Origin of the sequence: Sagittula sp. P11 (assembly GCF_002814095.1) — a bacterium.
Lineage (GTDB): Bacteria > Pseudomonadota > Alphaproteobacteria > Rhodobacterales > Rhodobacteraceae > Sagittula.
The window spans coordinates 3,550,959-3,568,609 of the sequence record NZ_CP021913.1 but is presented as its reverse complement, the minus strand read 5'-3'; the positions used below and the strand labels follow the sequence as shown (position 1 = coordinate 3,568,609).

Genomic DNA, 17,651 nt, shown 5'->3' with positions numbered 1-17,651 from the left:
AGCGCTGAGACGGAGAGCACGTCGGTCGGTTAGAGGTCGTGTCGTTGCCGAACTTCAGCGGTGCCAGGTCGGTCGACCGCACTCATCCATCTTCACGGCGTCGTCCACCGCGGCGACCGGATCGTTGGCGCCGATCGCAACCCAGATGAGATCGCGCAAGCGCCAAACACCAAGGCGACGCGGGTCAACGTCTACGCCTCCTGCATGTTCGGTCTCTGCTTAACTCGCTAGCGATGGAAACAGGGCGCACGGTTTTGGCGGGGCTGCCAGTCACACCATTGGAAAAGCGAGGAAATTTTCAACAGAACCGAAATCTGCACGGTTCGCCCGACCAGAGACCAAAGGCCATTAGAGACGGAAATAGCTGCGGCCCGCGTCTCTCCGGTTCGCACCCGCCCGGCAAACCCCTTTGAAAACAGGGGAAATTCTCCGCCCTATGAGCAGCCTGGACGGGTTCGCAATCATGATAGTGGCGGAGGATGTGCACTTCCAACTGGACCGTCTCCAGTGACCCTTGAGGAAGCTCCGGCAGGATTACGAGTCTTACGGACTTCTAGGGAACTTTTCGCAATTCGACGCCGGTTCACTGGGCAATTTGATGCTGCGCCCACTGTCCGAAGGGCGCCGCCGGCAACGCGCAGCGTCCCCAACACACTGACTTGAATAGGTTTTCTTTCTACGCATTCGTTGTCGTGCGACCATGGTGGTCGTTCGAAAGGAAGCGGAAATGCGAGAAATGTGCCTCAGCCAAATCGAGCTGGCTGCCCGATGGAGAATTAGCCCAAGGACACTTGAGCGGTGGCGGTGGATCGGCGATGGGCCGCGCTTCATGAAGCTAGGCGGGCGGGTGATCTATCGTGTCGAAGATGTGCTGGCGTTCGAACAGCAAGAGCTGCGTGATTTGGAGGAGATCAAGGCTGGGCGCTGAAACCGGCGCGGGCATCGTCAGCAAAACCCTGCGCGGCAACTAGTTCTGACCTGCGCAGGGAAGTTGCGTGTGCTGAATAGCCTGCAGTTCGCCACCACGCACCCATTCCGCCCCTCCGGCCCAAGCCATAACCTCCATCCACATCTGCAGATGAAATGACCTGCCACTGAACTTTCATCCAGCCACGACCGGAGCCCGGTTAGTGTTTACGCCGGTTGGCGCAGGTTGAGCAATCGCCCGGCGCGCGGAGCTTTCATCTCGCGCAGCGGGGCGGGCGATTGCGGTGGTCAGGGTCCGCGCGTAGGCAGCCGGGGTCTGGTAATCCAAGGCCGAATGGGGGCGCTCGGTGTTGTAGTCCGTAGCCCAGGCTGCGATCACGATCCGCGCATGGGCCAGATTGCGGAACATGGTCTCGTTGAGCAGCTCGTCGCGCATCCGGCCGTTGAAGCTTTCGACGAAACCGTTCTGCATCGGCTTGCCCGGCGCGATGTCGTGCCATTCGACCCGGTGCTCGGAACACCACCGCAGGATCGCGTTACTGGTCAGCTCCGTCCCATTATCGCTGACAATCATGCCGGGCTTGCCGCGGCGCTCGATCAGGGCCGTCAGTTCACGCGCGACACGGCGCCCTGAGATCGAGGTGTCCGGGATCGCCGCCAGGCATTCCCGGGTGACGTCGTCGACCACGTTGAGCACGCGGAAGCGCTGGCCGTTGGCGAACTGGTCATGGACGAAATCCAATGACCAACGGGCGTTCGGTCGCGCCTCGACCAGGATCGGTGCCCGCGTTCCGACCGCCTTGCGCCGCGCCTTCCGCTTGCGCACCGTCAGCCCTTCTTCGCGGTAGAGCCGATAGATCCGATTGATCCCCGAGGGCTCGCCCTCGCGGCGCAGCAGCACGAACAGGCGCCGGTAGCCGAACCGCCGACGCTCGTTGGCCAGGTCCCGCAACCGGCCGCGCAGAACCGTGTCCGGCGCGCGCTGAGATCGATAGCGGATCATCGTGCGATCCGCGCCGACGATGTGGCAGGCCCGCCGTTCCGACAGGCCATGCTCAGCCTGAAGATAGGCGACGACTTCGCGCTTCACCGCGGGCCCTACCACTTTTTTGAAACCAGATCCTTCATCGCCGCCAGATCCAGCATCTGTTCGGCCAGAAGCTTCTTCAACTTGGCGTTCTCATCCTCAAGCGCCTTCAGCCGCTTGGCCTCTGATACCGTCATGCCACCGAACTTGGCCTTCCAGTTGTAGAAGGTGCCTTCCGACATGCCGTGCTTGCGGCATAGATCGGCGCACTTCGCGCCGGCCTCATGCTCGGCCAGGATGCCGATGATCTGCTCGTCCGTGAATCTCGTTCGCTTCATTGTCCGTCCTCAGGTTGGGCCGGACTCTAATCGACGGTGGAGGAAAAATCCCGTGGCAGGTCACCTGCAAACCCCTTTGACACATAAAGAAAAAGGCCCCGCGAGGGACCTGTTTTCGGGTTTGCAATGTGCAAGTGGCGGAGGCTCAGGGATTCGAACCCTGGGGACGCTCTCACGCCCAACGGTTTTCAAGACCGCCGCAATCGACCACTCTGCCAAACCTCCGTGGCGGGCATCGATAGCTTCTGAAAAACGATTCTGAAAGCACGCAGAGCGGAAAATCCGCGCATCGGAAAGATGCAGGCTTTTCAGACCGATCCCAAAACGTTACTCTCCGGCAGGATACGGGCCGTCAGAGCCCGACCAGAGGCAGATGTAAAGCTGTTGCCGGCAAACCGGCGCGGCGCCGCGCAACACGTGGCACAAGAGGCACGAGGCACAAGATGAGCAGTCTTTCTACCAAAGGCAGAACCCTGCGCGCATCCGTGATGGTGGGCGCCCTGTTGGCCCTGACCGGATGTTCCGAAGGGCAGATGCCGGGTTTCCTCAAGCCCAAGGGCGATGGCGAGCAGGTCTCCCGCGCCGCCGGTGGCGCACTGGCCACCGAGCGCGACGTCGAAGCGCCGGAAATCTTCTCGGCCAAGGAAGCGGGTCTCTGGGACGGACGGCCGTCGCTCGGCGGTGTCTGGGTCGCGCACCCCGACGTCGAAGAGCCGGAACGCGCCATCATCCGCAACACCGCAAACGGCAAGTACGTCATCGGCGCGCTGTTCCGCAAGGAACGGTCTTCGCCCGGACCGCGCATCCAGGTGTCCTCGGACGCCGCCGCGGCGATCGGCATGCTGGCCGGAGCGCCTGCCAACCTCGACGTGGTGGCGCTGCGCCGCGAGGAGATGGCGGCCCCGGAAGAAGCCCTTGGCTCCCCCCTCGCGATGGCCGCCGACGGCGCCCTGCCCTCTGCCCCCGACGTGACCGAAGGTGCGCTGGACCCGGTGCTGGACGGCGCCTCCCGCGCGCTCGACCCGGCGGCGCCTTCCGACGACAGCATCATGCCGGTCCAGACCGCGGCGCTCGAACCGGCGACGACCGTTGTTGCGCAGCCCGCCGTGGCCGCCGCGCCGCAGCCTGCCTCGGCATCGGCCTCGAAACTGGCCCGCCCTTACCTGCAGATCGGCATCTTCTCGGTCGAAGAGAACGCCAACAACACCGCGACGGCCATGCGGCAAGCGGGCATGCTGCCCACCGTCAAGCCCGGCACGATGAAGGGCAAACCCTTCTGGCGCGTTGTGGTCGGCCCCGCCCAGACGGAGGCGGAGCGCGAGCAACTCCTGAAGACCATCAAGTCCTCGGGGTTCGAGGATGCCTACGCGGTGTCCGACTGACAATGCGGGCGCCCGGTGCCTCTGTCCGGGCCGCCTCTTCCGAACATCTGTGCGACGGGGCCGCGATGCCAAGGCATCTGCGGCCCTATTTCTTTTTGTTTCATCGCAATAGCCGCCTGCGTGACCGGACACCCACCAGCGCGGTCGCGCAGACGTGTCCTCACCGTACGTCCGTCGCAGGCGATCCGCCGCCACCGCCGGGTGACACGGCCAGCCACATGAGCGATAAACATCCCAGAGCAGAATCGAGCATCTACTCCGAGGCCCCCATGCGACAAACGACACGCCGCCTTCTCGCCGCCGGCACGGCCATCCTTCTGGCCACGCAGGCTGCGGCTTTCGATACGAAGGCCACCGCCGCGCACGTGATCGACGTGACCACCGGAACCGTTCTGCTGGCGAAGAACGCCGACGAGGCCGTGCCGCCCGCGTCCATGTCGAAGCTGATGACGCTGTACATCACCTTCGAGGCGATCCGCGACGGGCGCCTCTCGCTCGATGAACGGCTGCCGGTCTCCGAACACGCGATGTCGTACACCGGCTCCACCATGTTCCTGAACACCAAGGACCGGGTCCGGGTGGAAGACCTGCTGCGCGGTATCATCGTGCTCTCGGGCAACGACGCCTGCGCCGTGCTGGCCGAGGCGCTGTCCCCCGACGGGACAGAGGCCGGGTTCGCGCGCCTCATGACCCAGCGCGCCCAGCAACTGGGCATGACCAATTCGACGTTCAAGAACGCCTCCGGCTGGCCTGCGGACGGGCACGTGATGTCGATGCGCGACCTCACCCTGCTGGCGCTGCACATCATCCAGGACTTCCCGGATTTCTATCCGATGTTCGCCGAGAAGACCTTTGAATTCGACGGCCGCGCGCCCTCCAATGTCAACAACCGAAACCCGCTCCTGTCGCTGAACATCGGGGCCGACGGGCTGAAGACCGGGCACACGCAGGAAGCGGGCTACGGACTCGTCGGGTCGGCCAAGAACGGCCAGCGCCGCATCATCTTCGCCATCACGGGGCTTGGGTCCACCGGCGAACGTGCCGAACAATCTGAGGCGATCGTCAACTGGGCCTTCCGCCAGTTCGCGGAACAGACCATCGTGAAGAAGGACCAGCCGGTCACGCAGGCAGAACTCTGGCTCGGCGCGCAGGATCACGTCGACCTCGTGTCCGAGAAGGACATCACCCTGCTGCTGCCGACCATGACAGCCGGCGGCGTCAAGGCCGAGGTGGTCTACACCGGCCCGATCCAGGCGCCGGTCAGCAAGGGCCAGAAACTGGCGGAACTCATCATCCAGCCCGACGGCCTGCCCGAAACCCGCGTTCCGCTGGTGGCTGCAGGCAACGTTGCCGCGGGCGGGTTCATGGACCGGATGCTGACGGTCAGCCAGGTCCTGATGAAGCGGTTCTCGGACACGCCCGAGGCAACCGGGGATGCAGGCGCCTCGTGAACGGCCCCGGTGAAAGCGGGCTGTTCCTGTCCTTCGAAGGCATCGACGGCTCCGGCAAATCGACACAGGCGCGCATGCTGGCCGACCGCCTTACCGCGGACGGTCTGACGGCGCGCCTGACCCGTGAACCCGGCGGCTCGCCGGGGGCGGAGGAAATCCGCGCGCTTGTCCTGCAGGGGGACCCGGAGCGCTGGTCGCCCGAGACAGAGCTTTTGCTGTTCACCGCCGCGCGCCGCGACCACATGGAACGCACGATCCGCCCCGCCCTTGCGCGCGGCGAAGTCGTGATCTGCGACCGCTTCGCCGACTCCACCCGACTGTATCAGGGGCGGCAGGGCCTGCGCGGGACGGTCGACAAGCTGCACGACCTGATGATCGGGATGGAGCCGGACCTGACCATCATCCTCGACATGGACCCGGAGGCTGGCCTGTCCCGGGCGAAGGCCCGCGCCACCGCCGAAGAGCGGTTCGAGGACTTCGGCATCGAGCTTCAGCGCCAGATGCGCGCGGGGTTTCTTGCACTGTCGAAGGAGTTTCCTGCACGAATCCGCGTGATCGACGGCAACAGGGCGCCGGAAACCGTCGCCTCCGACATCTACGCCACGGTGACGGAGGCGCTGGGTGTCAAAGCGTGAGCCACAGATCGTGACGCGCCGCGCCGAACGCCATGTGGAGCGATCCCGCCATGGCTGATCCCGCAGATCTGCCGGAACCGGATGCCGTCGAGGGCGCGCCGCACCCTCGTGCCACCGTCAACCTCTTCGGTCAGGCGCAGGCGGAACAGGACTTCCTGACCGCCTTCAATTCGCAACGGCTGCATCATGCCTGGCTGCTCAGCGGACCAAGGGGCGTCGGCAAGGCGACCCTCGCGTGGCGCATCGCCCGGTTCCTGCTGGCAACGCCGCCGCAGGAGGATGACGGCCTTTTTGGCGCACCCACGCCCCCCGCTTCGCTCGACATTCCCCCAGACCATCCTGTCGCACGTCGTGTGCTTGCACGGTCAGAACCGGGCCTGTTCCTGCTCAGACGGGGCGCGAACGACAAGGGCGACAAGCTGTCGGACCTGATCCGCGTCGACGAGGTGCGCAAGCTGTTCAACTTCTTCGCGCTCTCTTCTGCCGATGGCGGACGGCGTGTCGTTATCGTCGATAGCGCGGACGAGATGAACACGCAGGCGGCCAATGCACTGCTCAAGATGCTGGAGGAACCGCCGGCGCGCGCCACCCTCCTGCTGATCTCCCACCAACCCGCCCGACTGCTGCCGACGATCCGGTCGCGGTGCCGCACGCTGCGCCTCGGCCCACTGGACGAAGACGACATGCGGGCTGCCTTAGATCAGGCGCAGGTGGAAATCCCCGACGGCGACACCGCGGCCATGACCATGCTGTCCGAGGGATCGGTCGGCACGGCGGTGCGTCTGTTCAATCAGGACGGGCTGGGTCTGTACCGTCAGATCCTCTCGGTTCTGGGCAGCCTGCCCCAGCTCGACCGGCCCGGAATGTTGACGCTCGCCGAAAGCTGCGCCGGCAAGGGGCGCGAGGACCGGCTGGCGCTGGCCCTCACCCTGACCGACCGGCTCGTCTCCCGCCTGGCGCGAACAGGTGTAACCGGCCACCCGCCGCCCGAGATCGTGCCGGGCGAAGCGGAAATCCTGCTTCGCCTCGCGCCCGACGCGGCGCACGGACGCGCTTGGGCGGAGGCGATCCAGAAGGCCGGCGACAGGGCGCGCCATGCCCGTGCCGTGAACGTCGATCCGGCCATGCTCATCACGGATATGTTTCTGCATCTGCAGCATGCAGCGTAAAAACGCCCGTCTGAACGTGGCATTTGCGCCGCGCCGCAGCGTTGACGCAGCGTCATGTGAGAAAAGGTGTTAACGAATTATTAACCTTTGCCATAATGGGGATGATCGGTGCTGCTCAGGGGAATCGGGGCGATCCGAACAAGTGTCATTACGTACTATGGTTAACAACCGGCCGATTAGACCCCTTCAGTCGGCCGGTTTGTGCAACCCAAAGTTGACACGCGATTCCTTTGAAGGACATGAACCCTTCATTGCCGAAGCGGACGATGCCTGCGCAACGCCCGCTCGACCATCCGCCCTTCAGATCAGCCCGCCCTTGATGAACCGGTCCGCGAGCTTCGCGTAGGCCTCTGCCATCGGGCCATCGCCCAGGGCCACCGGCGTCCCCGCATCACCCGACACCCGGGTATCGAGGTCGATGGGCAGTTGCGCCAGCAGCGGAAGGCCAAGGCGCTCCGCCTCTGCCGCAACACCGCCCTGACCGAAGATATGACTGTCCTTGCCGCAGTGCGGGCAGGTGAAGACGGCCATGTTCTCAACAAGACCCAGAATCGGGACCTTCAGCGTGTTGAAGGCGTCGAGGGCCTTCTTGGCATCCAGCAGCGCCACGTCCTGCGGTGTGCTGACCACGATCGCACCCGAAAGCTGCGATTTCTGGCCCAACGTCAGCTGCACATCCCCCGTGCCCGGCGGCAGGTCGATCAGCAGGACATCCAGCGGTCCCCAGGCGACCTGCATCAACATCTGCTGCAAGGCCCCCATCAGCATGGGACCGCGCCAGATCACCGCCTTCTCTTCCGGGAGCATCGCCCCGACCGACATCAGCGTGACGCCATGCGCGTGCAGGGGCTCGATGGTCTTGCCGTCCGGGCTCGCCGGGCGCTTGGTGATGCCGAACATGCGCGGCTGTGACGGGCCGTGGATGTCCGCGTCGAGCAGGCCCACCTTCTTTCCCGCGCGCGCGAGGGCGACGGCCAGATTTGAAGAGACGGTGGATTTGCCCACGCCGCCCTTGCCCGAGCCGATTGCGATGATCGCCTTGACCCCCTCCGGTTTCATCGGCCCGGCCTGCGGTTGCATGTGACCGCCCATCTTGAGCGAGGGGGCCGGCTTCGACGGCCCATGCGCCGTAAGTGCCACCGAAACGGAGGTCACTCCGGGAATCGCCCGGACTACCGCCTCAGCCTCTGCCCGCACCGGCTCCATCTGTTTCGCAAGTTCCGGCGTGGGCGCTTCTATGACGAAGCGCACCGCGCCGCCCTCAACCACCAGCGCCCTGACCATGTCGGCCGAGCCCAGCGTTTCACCGCCAGGAATCTTTACCCGCGCCAAAATTGATTCGACGTCCGCCTTACCTAAAGTCATCGCTCGATACCCTTCCCTTTGCCGCTTTCAGTGGCGTTTACCTTGGGTCTTCTCAACCTAAGACCGCTATGCTGCACAGCAAGCTTGCGAAATATTAAGCAATACACGCATGTTGTATGCACATTCCGCATGGCAGCATTGTCGAGGCGGGCGTTGTGCACCCGCAGCATTTGCTCCATCTTTGGATCAACCGAGGCAGCAAAGCCAACAGAGGCATTTAAACATGGCACACGCAACCGAATACACGTCGCAGTCCCAAAGCGCTTTGACCGGCTTCGCTGGGATCGTCGAAACCATCCGCGCACGCCGCGCACGTCGCAAGGTCTTCAACCAGACTTTCCGTGAGCTGTCGTCGCTGAGCAACCGCGAACTGGCCGATCTCGGCCTGGGCCGCAGCGAAATCCGTCGCGTGGCCTACCAGGCGGCATACGAACTCTGAATTCGGCTAGGGGCACTCCTCCTCCCGCCCCTTCCGTCTTAGGCGGTGCATCCTCTCCTCCTCCCTGGATGCACCGCCCGTAGAAACAACGGGTCAACGAGACCCAGACATGCAAGGTCCCTCTCCTCCTCCCTGGGATCTTAGCATCAGCGGCGGCGCCTCTCCTCCTCCCTGGCGCCGCCGCGCAACGAACAAAGGCCTTAGGGCCAGACTATGCCTGACCCCTCTCCTCCTCCCTGGGGTTCGAGCATAAGCGACGGTGCCTCTCCTCCTCCCTGGCACCGTCGCACCTAACAACGGGCCGCAAGGCCCAGACATGCAGGGCCCCTCTCCTCCTCCCTGGGGTCAAGCATAAGCGGCGGTGCCTCTCCTCCTCCCTGGCACCGCCGCACTCACATACGGATCGAGGCCCCTCTCCTCCTCCCTGGGGCGCTCGTATACTCGGCCCGCGGTGCACTGCACCGCGGGCTTTTTTCATGTCTGCCGGATCCGGGCGCGGCTTCGTGCTGTTAGTCCCTTGAGGCCGCGTATCCCCGGGAAGAGGGTTCGCGCGGGTGGGCGGGCCGCCTTTCCGAAGGAAACAGGTCCGTCCCGCCCGGCCCCGGGACGCCAAAGCCTTCCCCTTCCCGCCGCCATTCGGTAACAGACCCCAAAGAACACGAGGTCCCAACATGCCTTTGGAAAAGACATTCAACGCCGCAGAGGCCGAACCGCGTCTCTCGGCCACGTGGCTGGAGAGCGGTGCCTTCCGTGCCGGCGCCAACAAGTCGCGCGACGAGACGTTCTGCATCATGCTGCCGCCACCCAACGTGACCGGCGCGCTGCACGTGGGCCACGCCTTCAACCACACGCTGATGGACATCCTCGTCCGCTGGCACCGGATGCGCGGGTTCGATACGCTCTGGCAGCCCGGACAGGACCACGCCGGCATCGCCACCCAGCTTCAGGTCGAGAAGAAGCTGAAGGCGGAAAAGAACGTCCGCCGCACTGACCTCACGCGCGCCGACTTCCTGAACCACGTCTGGGACTGGAAGACGCAATACGGCGGCACGATCATCGAGCAGATGAAGCGCATCGGCGATTCCTGCGACTGGGACCGCAACGCCTTCACCATGTCCGGGGCGCCCGGTGCGCCGGAGGCCGACAGCCGCGGCAACTTCCACGATGCCGTCATCAAGGTCTTCGTGGACATGTACGATAAGGGCCTGATCTACCGCGGCAAGCGGCTGGTCAACTGGGACCCGCATTTCGAGACCGCCATTTCCGACCTGGAAGTGGAGAACATCGAGGTCGCGGGCCACATGTGGCACTTCAAGTATCCGCTCGCGGGCGGCGCGACCTACACCTACGTCGAGAAGGACGAGGACGGGAACGTCGTCTTCGAGGAAGAGCGCGACTACATCTCCATCGCCACCACCCGGCCCGAGACCATGCTGGGCGACGGCGCGGTGGCCGTGCACCCATCCGACGAACGCTATGCGCCCATCGTCGGCCAGTTCTGCGAGATCCCGGTCGGCCCGAAAGAGAACCGCCGCCTGATCCCGATCATCACGGACGAATACCCGGACCCGACCTTTGGCTCCGGTGCGGTGAAGATCACCGGCGCGCATGACTTCAACGACTACCAGGTGGCCAAGCGCGGCGACATCCCGATGTACCGCCTGATGGACCGCGCCGGTTACATGCGCGACGACGGCGCCCCCTACGCAGAGGCCGCCGCGATCGCCATGGAAGTGGCCAGGGGCGACCGCACCCTGACCGAGGCAGAGGCCGACCTCATCAACCTCGTGCCCGATCACCTGCGCGGTCTCGACCGGTTCGAAGCGCGCGAGAAGGTCGTGGCAGAGGTCACCGCCGAGGGCCTTGCTGTCATGACGGAGGCCACCGACCCGCGCCTTGGCAAGCCGGTCAAGGCGCCGGTCGCCCCCGAAGAAGGTGGCGAGGTCCGCACCGGCGAGGAGGAACTTGTCCCGCTGGTCGAGGCCAAGCCGATCATGCAGCCGTTCGGCGACCGTTCGAAGGTGGTGATCGAGCCGATGCTGACCGACCAGTGGTTCGTCGATGCCGAGAAGGTCGTGGGCCCCGCGCTGGACGCCGTCCGCTCGGGCCGAATCCGGATCATGCCGGAATCGGGCGAAAAGACCTATTACCACTGGCTGGAGAACATCGAGCCGTGGTGCATCTCGCGTCAGCTCTGGTGGGGCCACCAGATCCCCGTCTGGTACATCCCCGGCGAAGAGGACTGGTTCCCGATCTGCGCCGCGACCGAAGCCGAAGCGCAGGAAAAGGCCGTCGCCATGTCCGCCGAAGGCACCGAATTCCGCGTGGTCGCAGACGCCGCCGAGGCCGCCGAGGTGCTGGTTCAGGTGCGCGAGACCATGGACGTGGCGGACGAAGGCACGATCCGCACCTTCGACGGGCCGATGCAGCTCCCGATCTTCCGCGACCCGGACGTTCTGGACACCTGGTTCTCCTCCGGTCTCTGGCCCATCGGCACGCTGGGCTGGCCTGAACCGACCGAGGAAATGAAGCGCTACTTCCCGACGGACGTGCTGATCACCGGCTCCGACATCCTGTTCTTCTGGGTGGCGCGGATGATCATGATGCAGCTTGCCGTGGTGGACGAGATCCCGTTCCACACCGTCTACCTGCACCAGCTCGTCCGGGACGAGAAGGGCAAGAAGATGTCCAAGACGACCGGCAACGTCATCGACCCGCTGGAAATCGTGGACGAATACGGCGCCGACGCCCTGCGGTTCACCAATGCGTCCATGGCCTCCATCGGCGGTGTGCTGAAGCTGTCGGTCGACCGGATCGCGGGCTACCGGAACTTCGGTACGAAGCTCTGGAACGCCTGCCGCTTTGCGGAGATGAACCATGTCTTCGACGCGCACGAAAGCGCCGCGGACCCGGCCTGGGTGGTGCCCGCGCAGCAGACGGTGAACAAGTGGATCGTCGGCGAAACCGCACGCGTCCGCGAAACCGTCGACCTGGCGCTGAAAGAATACCGCTTCAACGACGCGGCATCTGCGCTCTACGGCTTTGTCTGGGGCAAGGTCTGCGACTGGTACGTGGAGTTCTCCAAGCCACTGTTCGACGCAGAGAATCCCGCCGTTGTGACGGAAACACGCGCCACGATGGCATGGGTACTGGACCAGTGCCTGATCATGCTGCACCCGATCATGCCCTTCATCACCGAAGAACTCTGGGGCACGCTGGGCACCCGCTCCAAGATGCTGGTGCACGCCGACTGGCCGACCTACACGGCCTCTGACGCGGTGGACGAGAAGGCCGATGCAGAGATGTCCTGGGTGATCGCGCTGATCGAGGGCGTCCGCTCTGCCCGCGCGCAGATGCACGTCCCGGCAGGTCTGTATGTGCCGACGCTGGTCAAGGGCATGTCCGACGACGAGCGTGGTGCGTGGCAGCGCAACGAGGTGCTGATCAAGCGCCTTGCGCGGATCGAAAGCATGGACGAGGTCGAAGCCTTCCCGAAGGGATGCATCACCATCCCCGTGGGCGCCGCCACTCTCGCCCTGCCGCTTGCCGACATCATCGACGTCGCCGAGGAAAAGGCGCGGCTCGAAAAGACGCTGGGCAAGCTGGCGAAGGAGCTGGGCGGTCTGCGCGGTCGCCTGAACAACCCGAAGTTCATCGAGTCCGCACCGGACGAAGTGGTGGAAGAGGCCCGCGAGAACCTCGCCGCGCGCGAGGCGGACGAGGCCAAGATCAAGGACGCGCTGGCCCGCCTTTCCGAACTGGGGTGATCCGAAGGGCGGCCTCTTCGCGGGGCCGCAGCCTTTCAGCCGAATGAACAGCAGTGACGCCGGTCAGACAATGGCCGGCGTCATGCGTATGAGGGTCGGCCCATTGGCGGCGAAGGCGGCGGTCAGGGCCTCCTGCAGCGCTGTCAGGCTGTCGGGCTGGACCGCCTGCGCGCCGTAGGCCCGTGCCAGCGCCAGCCAGTCCGGATTGCGCGCCACCACCGCATTCGGCGCGATCTGACTGCGCACCATGGCGTCCCGGATCTCTCCCAGTTCGGCGTTGTCCCAGACGAGGATCGGCAGCGGCAGCCCCAGCTCAACGGCAGTGCCAAGCTCAGGCAGCGTATACTGCAGGCCGTAGTCGCCGAGGATCGCACAGGTGGGCAACCCCGGCCGCGCCACTGCGCCACCGATGGCGGCCGGCAGGGCATAACCCAGTGTCCCGAAGCCGTAGGGGTGATGCCAGTGCCCGGCGCGCGGCATGTCCCAGACCTCCTTCGCGCCGTAGGCGAACTGCGTCATGTCCGAATAGATCATCGCGTCGTCGGGCATGGCGGCCTGAAGCGCCTCGGCCACCTCGACGATCCCGGGCCGCTCCGACATAACTTCCGCCCGCCACGCGGCGCGTTGCCGGGCCACCGCTGCAATATCCCAGCGCGGGCGCCGGTCTTCCGTGCGCGCGGGAATCGCCACGGCCATAGCGCGCAGCAACGCGCCCGCGTCGCCCTGCACGGCCATGTCGCTCGCTTTCAACCCCGACAGCACCTCCGGATCAATGTCCACGCGGATCATCCGCCCGCTGTGCCCCGGTTCGTCCCGCCAGAGGTCGACCTCCGAAAGTTCCGTCCCCAGCGCCACGACCAGATCGGCCTGGGCGAAGACCTCTGCGCTGGAGGGACGCGCAAGGAAGGAACCGAAATGCAGAGGCGCCCCCTTCGGCACGATGCCTCGCCCCGCGTAGGTGGTGAAGCTGGCCGCGCCGGTCATGCGCAGCACACCCGCTGCGACCTCTGCACCGCCACGCGCTCCCCCGCCAAACACGAAGAGCGGTCTTTCCGCGGCAAAGACGGCGTTGACCACCTCGGTCATCCGGTTGTGCGAGACCTGCGGAAGCTGCGTTTCTTGCGCGGGCATGGGCGCCGGCCGCACGGCCTGTCCCAGAAGCGAGATCGGCACATGCAGCGCCTTGGGCCGGGGACGCGCAGCCGCGAACTCGCCAAGCGCGCGGTCGATCAGGGCATAGGCCGCTTCGGGAGTACGCGCCTCCTCCGACCAGTCGCAGACCGAGGCCCCCGCCCCCGTCTGGTTCAGCATCTGGTGCAACTGGCCACGCCGCGCCGCCACCTCGTCGAGGCAGGAGGCCACGGCCAGAACCGGCACGCTGTCGCTGTAGGCCTGCCCCAGCGCCGTCATCGCGTTCACGAATCCCGGCCCGGTGATCAGGTAGCAGACACCAGGCCGACCGGACGCCCGGGCGTATCCGTCCGCCATGAACCCCGCCCCCTGTTCGTGGCGCGCGAGGACGTGACGCAGGCCCGCCTCCTCGATCCCGCGGTAAAGCTCCACGTTGTGCACCCCGGGGATGCCGAAGACGACCTCGACGCCACGCGCCTTCAGCGCATGGCTGATTTCTGCCCCAAGGGTTCGCATATCAACCTCTCCAGAATCTGATGGTGAACAGGGTGAACACGACCAGCAGTTCCAGCCGGCCTGCGAGCATGGCAAAGCTGAGCACCCATTTCGCGGGATCCGACAACCCCGAGAAGTTGCCCGCCGGACCGATTTGGTCGCCCAACCCCGGGCCGATGTTGGCCAGCGCGGTCGCCGCCGCCGACACCGCCGTGATGAAGTCGAGCCCAAGGAGGCTCAGCGTCACCGAAAGGATGCCCAGCGACACCACGAAGAACACGAAGAAACTCATCACCGAACTCATGACCTCGGGACCGATGGGGCGGCCTTCGTAGCGCGGGATGAAGACGCCATGCGGGTCACGGATGCGGCGCAGCTGCACACGGATGGAAGCAAACAGGAGCTGGTACCGGAAGATCTTGACCGAGCAGGCGGTCGACCCGGCGCATCCCCCGATCAGGCCGATGAAGAAGAACATGGCGATCAGGAAGGCGCCCCACTGCATGTAGTCGACGCTGGAATAGCCCGTGCCGGAGATGATGGAGGTGATGTTGAACAGCGCCTCCCGGATCGCCTGTTCCGGATGGTGCGGAAAGATCGACAGGAGCGTGATCGACGTGACGACCGCCAGCACCGCGATCACACCGACAAAGGCGATCACCTGGCTGTCGCGAAACAACGCGCGGTTGTTGCCGTTCATCATCTGGACGTAGCGGACGAACGGCAGGGCCGCGAGGATCATGAAGACCGAGGCCACGTATTCCGCCGGCCCGGAGAACACGCCGAAGGAGGCGTCGTAATTGGCGAATCCCCCGGTGGAGACGGTGGTCATCGCGTGCACTGTCGCGTCGAAGGCGTTCATGCCGGTCACGATGTAGGCAATCGCGCAGAGCAGGGTCAGCGTGATGTAGATCGTCGAGATGGACGAGGAAATCTGGGTCGCGCGGGGAAGGATCTTGCCCATGGTCTCGAACGCCTCGGAGCGGAAGATCTGCATCCCGCCGACGCGCAGTTCCGGCAGGAACACCATGGCGACGACGATGATCCCGACGCCGCCCAGCCATTGCAGCAGACCCCGCCACAGCAACAGGCCCTTGGGCAGGTCGTCGAGCCCGGAGAAGACGGTGGACCCGGTGGTGGTCATGCCGGACATCGCCTCGAAATAGGCGTCGGTGAAACTGGCCTCCGTCGCGCCCAGCACGAAGGGCATGGCGCCGAACACCGGCAGCGCCGCCCAGACGCCCGTGGTCAGCAGGAAAGTCTGCTGGATCGTCAGCCCCTCCTGCACGCGGTTTGCACAGGCGAGCGCGATCAACCCGCCGGTGATCATCGTGATGATCGCGCTTTCGAGGAACACATGCCATTCCCCCCGCCCTTCCGCGAGGTCGACAAGCATCGGCAGCAGCATGCAGGCACCCAATGCGGTGACCAGCAGGCCGATGACATAGGCGACAGGGCGGATATCGAACATGACCGGAGCCTTGGGGCGCGCGGGCGATGCTGTCAAGCTGCGCAAGACCGCTCTACCCCTCATGCCGCGCTGACCACGGCGGCGCCCAGGTCAGCGCCTCTTCGGCAAAGCTGACCTCGTCCGGTGTGACCGTCTCGGGGTTGTCGAGAAGGGCCGCGTAGAAATGCGTCTCGCCCGGGATCCTTTCGGACGCGAAGAACAGGGGAGAGCCGCAGGTGCCGCAGAATCCGCGCGTTATGCCCTCGCTGCTGCTGAAGAGGGTCGGCTCACCACTCCGCCAGTTCCAGGCGCCGTCCGGATGCCCGATGAATGTCGTGACCGGAGAAGCCGTCGCTCTGCGGCAGCTTTCACAGTGGCAGTGTCCAACCCAATTGTGCGGGCCGGTCAGCTCGAAGACACATGCCCCGCAAAGGCAATGACCCGTTACCCTGTCCATTCCGTCCCCCGTGAAGCGTCCGGCCAAGGTGCTTGGCCAGCGCCCCGGGGTCAAGCGTGGAACAGGTCGCGGAACACGTGCGGCAGGATGTCGTCGCGCGTCAGGCCGATGCGCTCCAAGTCGGAATCGCTGAGCGTTTCCAGCTGGATGATCTCACGCAGGCGGGCGCGTCTGAGGGTGCCGGGATTGAAGCCCAACCCGCGTTCGGCGAGGAACCAGTCGATCTTGCTGTAAAGAGAAACATGTCCGATCCGGACTTGCACATTGTCACGAGTCATTCAGGAAACCTTTTCCTAGCGGTTGCTGGTTTCCTCCCACGCCCCTCAACCTAGCACGGTTCCCCTTCATGAAAGGTAACTGTTTTGGATTCGTGCAGGTGAAGCGGCCCGGTGCGCAAGAAAACGCCCGCCACAGGGGCGGGCGCGTTGTTCTTCTTCTCGGACCGGATCAGCCGACGTGGAACAGCGTCGAGAACAGCCGCGGGTCGAGGCTTTCTGCCTTGAAGAGGTCGCCTTCGGTCAGGACCGACACGGCGTCGTGGCTGTGCAGGCTTTCCTGGTGGCTGGCGACGACGCGGAAATCACCGACCCGGGAATCGGCCAGCAACTGCTCGGCGAACAGCCGTGCCGCGTCTTCGACGAAGATCGGGTTGGCGGCGTTCAGCTCTGCAAAGGCCTGCTCGTCCTCGCGCTTGACCATGACCTGCGTCTCAGTCGGCACCGCGCGTCGGCACATGTCGATCAGGTCCTCGAACCACAGGCAGTCGCCCGGCTTCACCTCGACCGACAGACGCGCCACCGACCGTTGCGAATGCGGCGTCGCCAGTTGCCCGCGCTCCCGACGTGCGTGCTCCGACAGTTCCAGCGAACAGGGGCATGTCGACGAGTACACATAGTCCAGGTGGAAGATTTTCCGGCGGACGCCGTCCGTCTCGACCAGTTCCAGCGCGATGTCGTAATACTGGTAGCCCGACAGACCGGACCGCAGGCTCTCCACCTTCACGGGGAAGGAGAACGCCATGTCGATGCGCGCGTCGAAGCTTTCCAGGTCGGTCTTGTAGTCGTCCAAAGCGGCCTCGATCACGCCGAAGCTGAAGGTCTTTTCCGCATGCGCATAGAAGGAGCGCATGATCCGGCTCATGTTGATGCCCTTCTTGTCGGCATCGAGGCTGACGGTCCCGGTCACCGAGGTTTCCAGCATCAGCGCGCCGTTGTCGCGTGTGCGGTAGTGGATCGGCAGGCGGAAGTTCGAGATGCCGACGTGCTGGATCACACGATTGGCTCCACGGATCAGCGAAGACGGGCCGTTCTGCAGGTCAGGCAGCGAAGCGCGGTAGTCCGCGTCGACCTCGAAGCCTTCCGGGAAGGTGCGGGACAGATCGGGATAACCGTCCACCTCGGCATCCGGCGCAAGCCTTTTCAAAGCGGGATCGAGCGCGTCGATCTCACTGTCATGAGCCTTGCCCGTCCATTGACGCAGGACCGCAAGTGCGGCCTCTGCCTCTTCGCGACTCGGCTTCCGGTCGATTTCCGGCGTGTGTACATTCATGTAGGGTTGTCCCCCGCCCATTACTTCCACCGCCTAACTTAAGTCCGAGGGGCGGAAAATCCAACATCGA

General features: G+C 64.9%; 14 protein-coding genes and 1 tRNA gene. 7 read left to right on the top strand and 8 right to left on the bottom strand.

Translation table 11 applies throughout. The features are described 5' to 3' along the window. Positions 1-700 precede the first annotated feature (700 nt). Entirely contained in the window at positions 701-928 is a 228-nt protein-coding gene (locus CDO87_RS27595) for a helix-turn-helix domain-containing protein (RefSeq protein ID WP_336385786.1), read from the top strand. A gap of 174 nt (positions 929-1,102) precedes the next feature. Here CDO87_RS27595 and CDO87_RS17390 read toward each other — a convergent pair. Both CDO87_RS17390 and CDO87_RS17385 read right to left on the bottom strand, forming a co-directional pair. Continuing rightward, positions 1,103-2,292 (bottom strand): IS3 family transposase gene (locus CDO87_RS17390; RefSeq protein ID WP_100928245.1). Its coding sequence is split into 2 segments (ribosomal slippage): positions 1,103-2,040 and positions 2,040-2,292, totalling 1,191 coding nucleotides; the frame shifts between segments, so codons are not numbered across the junction. Between the two features lie 135 nt (positions 2,293-2,427). Next, positions 2,428-2,517: transfer RNA gene (locus CDO87_RS17385), tRNA-Ser, on the bottom strand. Positions 2,518-2,735: 218 nt separating this feature from the next. Between CDO87_RS17385 and CDO87_RS17380 the strand changes: the two genes are divergently transcribed. The 4 genes from CDO87_RS17380 to CDO87_RS17365 all read left to right on the top strand — a co-directional run bounded on the left by CDO87_RS17380 (position 2,736) and on the right by CDO87_RS17365 (position 6,929). After that, positions 2,736-3,674, top strand: a complete 939-nt coding sequence (locus tag CDO87_RS17380) for an SPOR domain-containing protein (protein WP_254698187.1) — start codon at positions 2,736-2,738, stop codon at positions 3,672-3,674. Positions 3,675-3,943: 269 nt separating this feature from the next. Next, positions 3,944-5,125, top strand: coding sequence for a D-alanyl-D-alanine carboxypeptidase family protein (locus CDO87_RS17375; RefSeq protein ID WP_100929950.1), 1,182 nt, complete (start codon positions 3,944-3,946; stop codon positions 5,123-5,125). Further along, positions 5,122-5,760 (top strand): dTMP kinase, encoded by a 639-nt coding sequence (gene tmk / locus CDO87_RS17370; protein WP_100929949.1) that lies wholly within the window; start codon positions 5,122-5,124, stop codon positions 5,758-5,760. The genes CDO87_RS17375 and tmk overlap by 4 nt, the downstream gene beginning before the upstream one ends. 50 nt (positions 5,761-5,810) lie before the next feature. Then, positions 5,811-6,929 (top strand): DNA polymerase III subunit delta', encoded by a 1,119-nt coding sequence (locus tag CDO87_RS17365; RefSeq protein ID WP_100931016.1) that lies wholly within the window; start codon positions 5,811-5,813, stop codon positions 6,927-6,929. 300 nt (positions 6,930-7,229) lie between these two features. On the opposite strand, the gene CDO87_RS17360 is transcribed toward CDO87_RS17365, so the two are convergent. Further along, a complete protein-coding gene (locus CDO87_RS17360) occupies positions 7,230-8,294 on the bottom strand; it encodes an Mrp/NBP35 family ATP-binding protein (protein WP_100929948.1) in 1,065 nt (354 codons plus the stop codon). 223 nt (positions 8,295-8,517) lie between these two features. On the opposite strand from CDO87_RS17360, the gene CDO87_RS17355 reads away from it, so the two are divergent. Then, a complete protein-coding gene (locus tag CDO87_RS17355) occupies positions 8,518-8,733 on the top strand; it encodes a DUF1127 domain-containing protein (RefSeq protein ID WP_100929947.1) in 216 nt (71 codons plus the stop codon). Positions 8,734-9,404: 671 nt separating this feature from the next. Then, on the top strand, positions 9,405-12,500 hold the full coding sequence (locus CDO87_RS17350) for a valine--tRNA ligase (RefSeq protein WP_100929946.1): 3,096 nt from the start codon (positions 9,405-9,407) through the stop codon (positions 12,498-12,500). Between the two features lie 63 nt (positions 12,501-12,563). On the opposite strand, the gene CDO87_RS17345 is transcribed toward CDO87_RS17350, so the two are convergent. From CDO87_RS17345 to folE2, 5 genes are all read right to left on the bottom strand, one after another. Beyond that, the gene (locus CDO87_RS17345; protein ID WP_100929945.1) at positions 12,564-14,147 is read right to left on the bottom strand and encodes a thiamine pyrophosphate-binding protein; all 1,584 of its coding nucleotides are present in this window, start codon (positions 14,145-14,147) and stop codon (positions 12,564-12,566) included. A gap of 1 nt (position 14,148) precedes the next feature. Further along, entirely contained in the window at positions 14,149-15,597 is a 1,449-nt protein-coding gene (locus CDO87_RS17340; protein ID WP_100929944.1) for a TrkH family potassium uptake protein, read from the bottom strand. Between the two features lie 52 nt (positions 15,598-15,649). Continuing rightward, positions 15,650-16,033 carry a GFA family protein gene (locus CDO87_RS17335; RefSeq protein ID WP_100929943.1) on the bottom strand — a complete coding sequence of 128 codons (384 nt, stop codon included), beginning with the start codon at positions 16,031-16,033 and terminating at the stop codon, positions 15,650-15,652. Between the two features lie 50 nt (positions 16,034-16,083). Next, the gene (locus CDO87_RS17330; protein ID WP_100929942.1) at positions 16,084-16,311 is read right to left on the bottom strand and encodes a hypothetical protein; all 228 of its coding nucleotides are present in this window, start codon (positions 16,309-16,311) and stop codon (positions 16,084-16,086) included. Between the two features lie 169 nt (positions 16,312-16,480). Further along, a complete protein-coding gene (gene folE2 / locus CDO87_RS17325; RefSeq protein ID WP_100929941.1) occupies positions 16,481-17,581 on the bottom strand; it encodes a GTP cyclohydrolase FolE2 in 1,101 nt (366 codons plus the stop codon). Between the last annotated feature and the right edge of the window lie 70 nt (positions 17,582-17,651).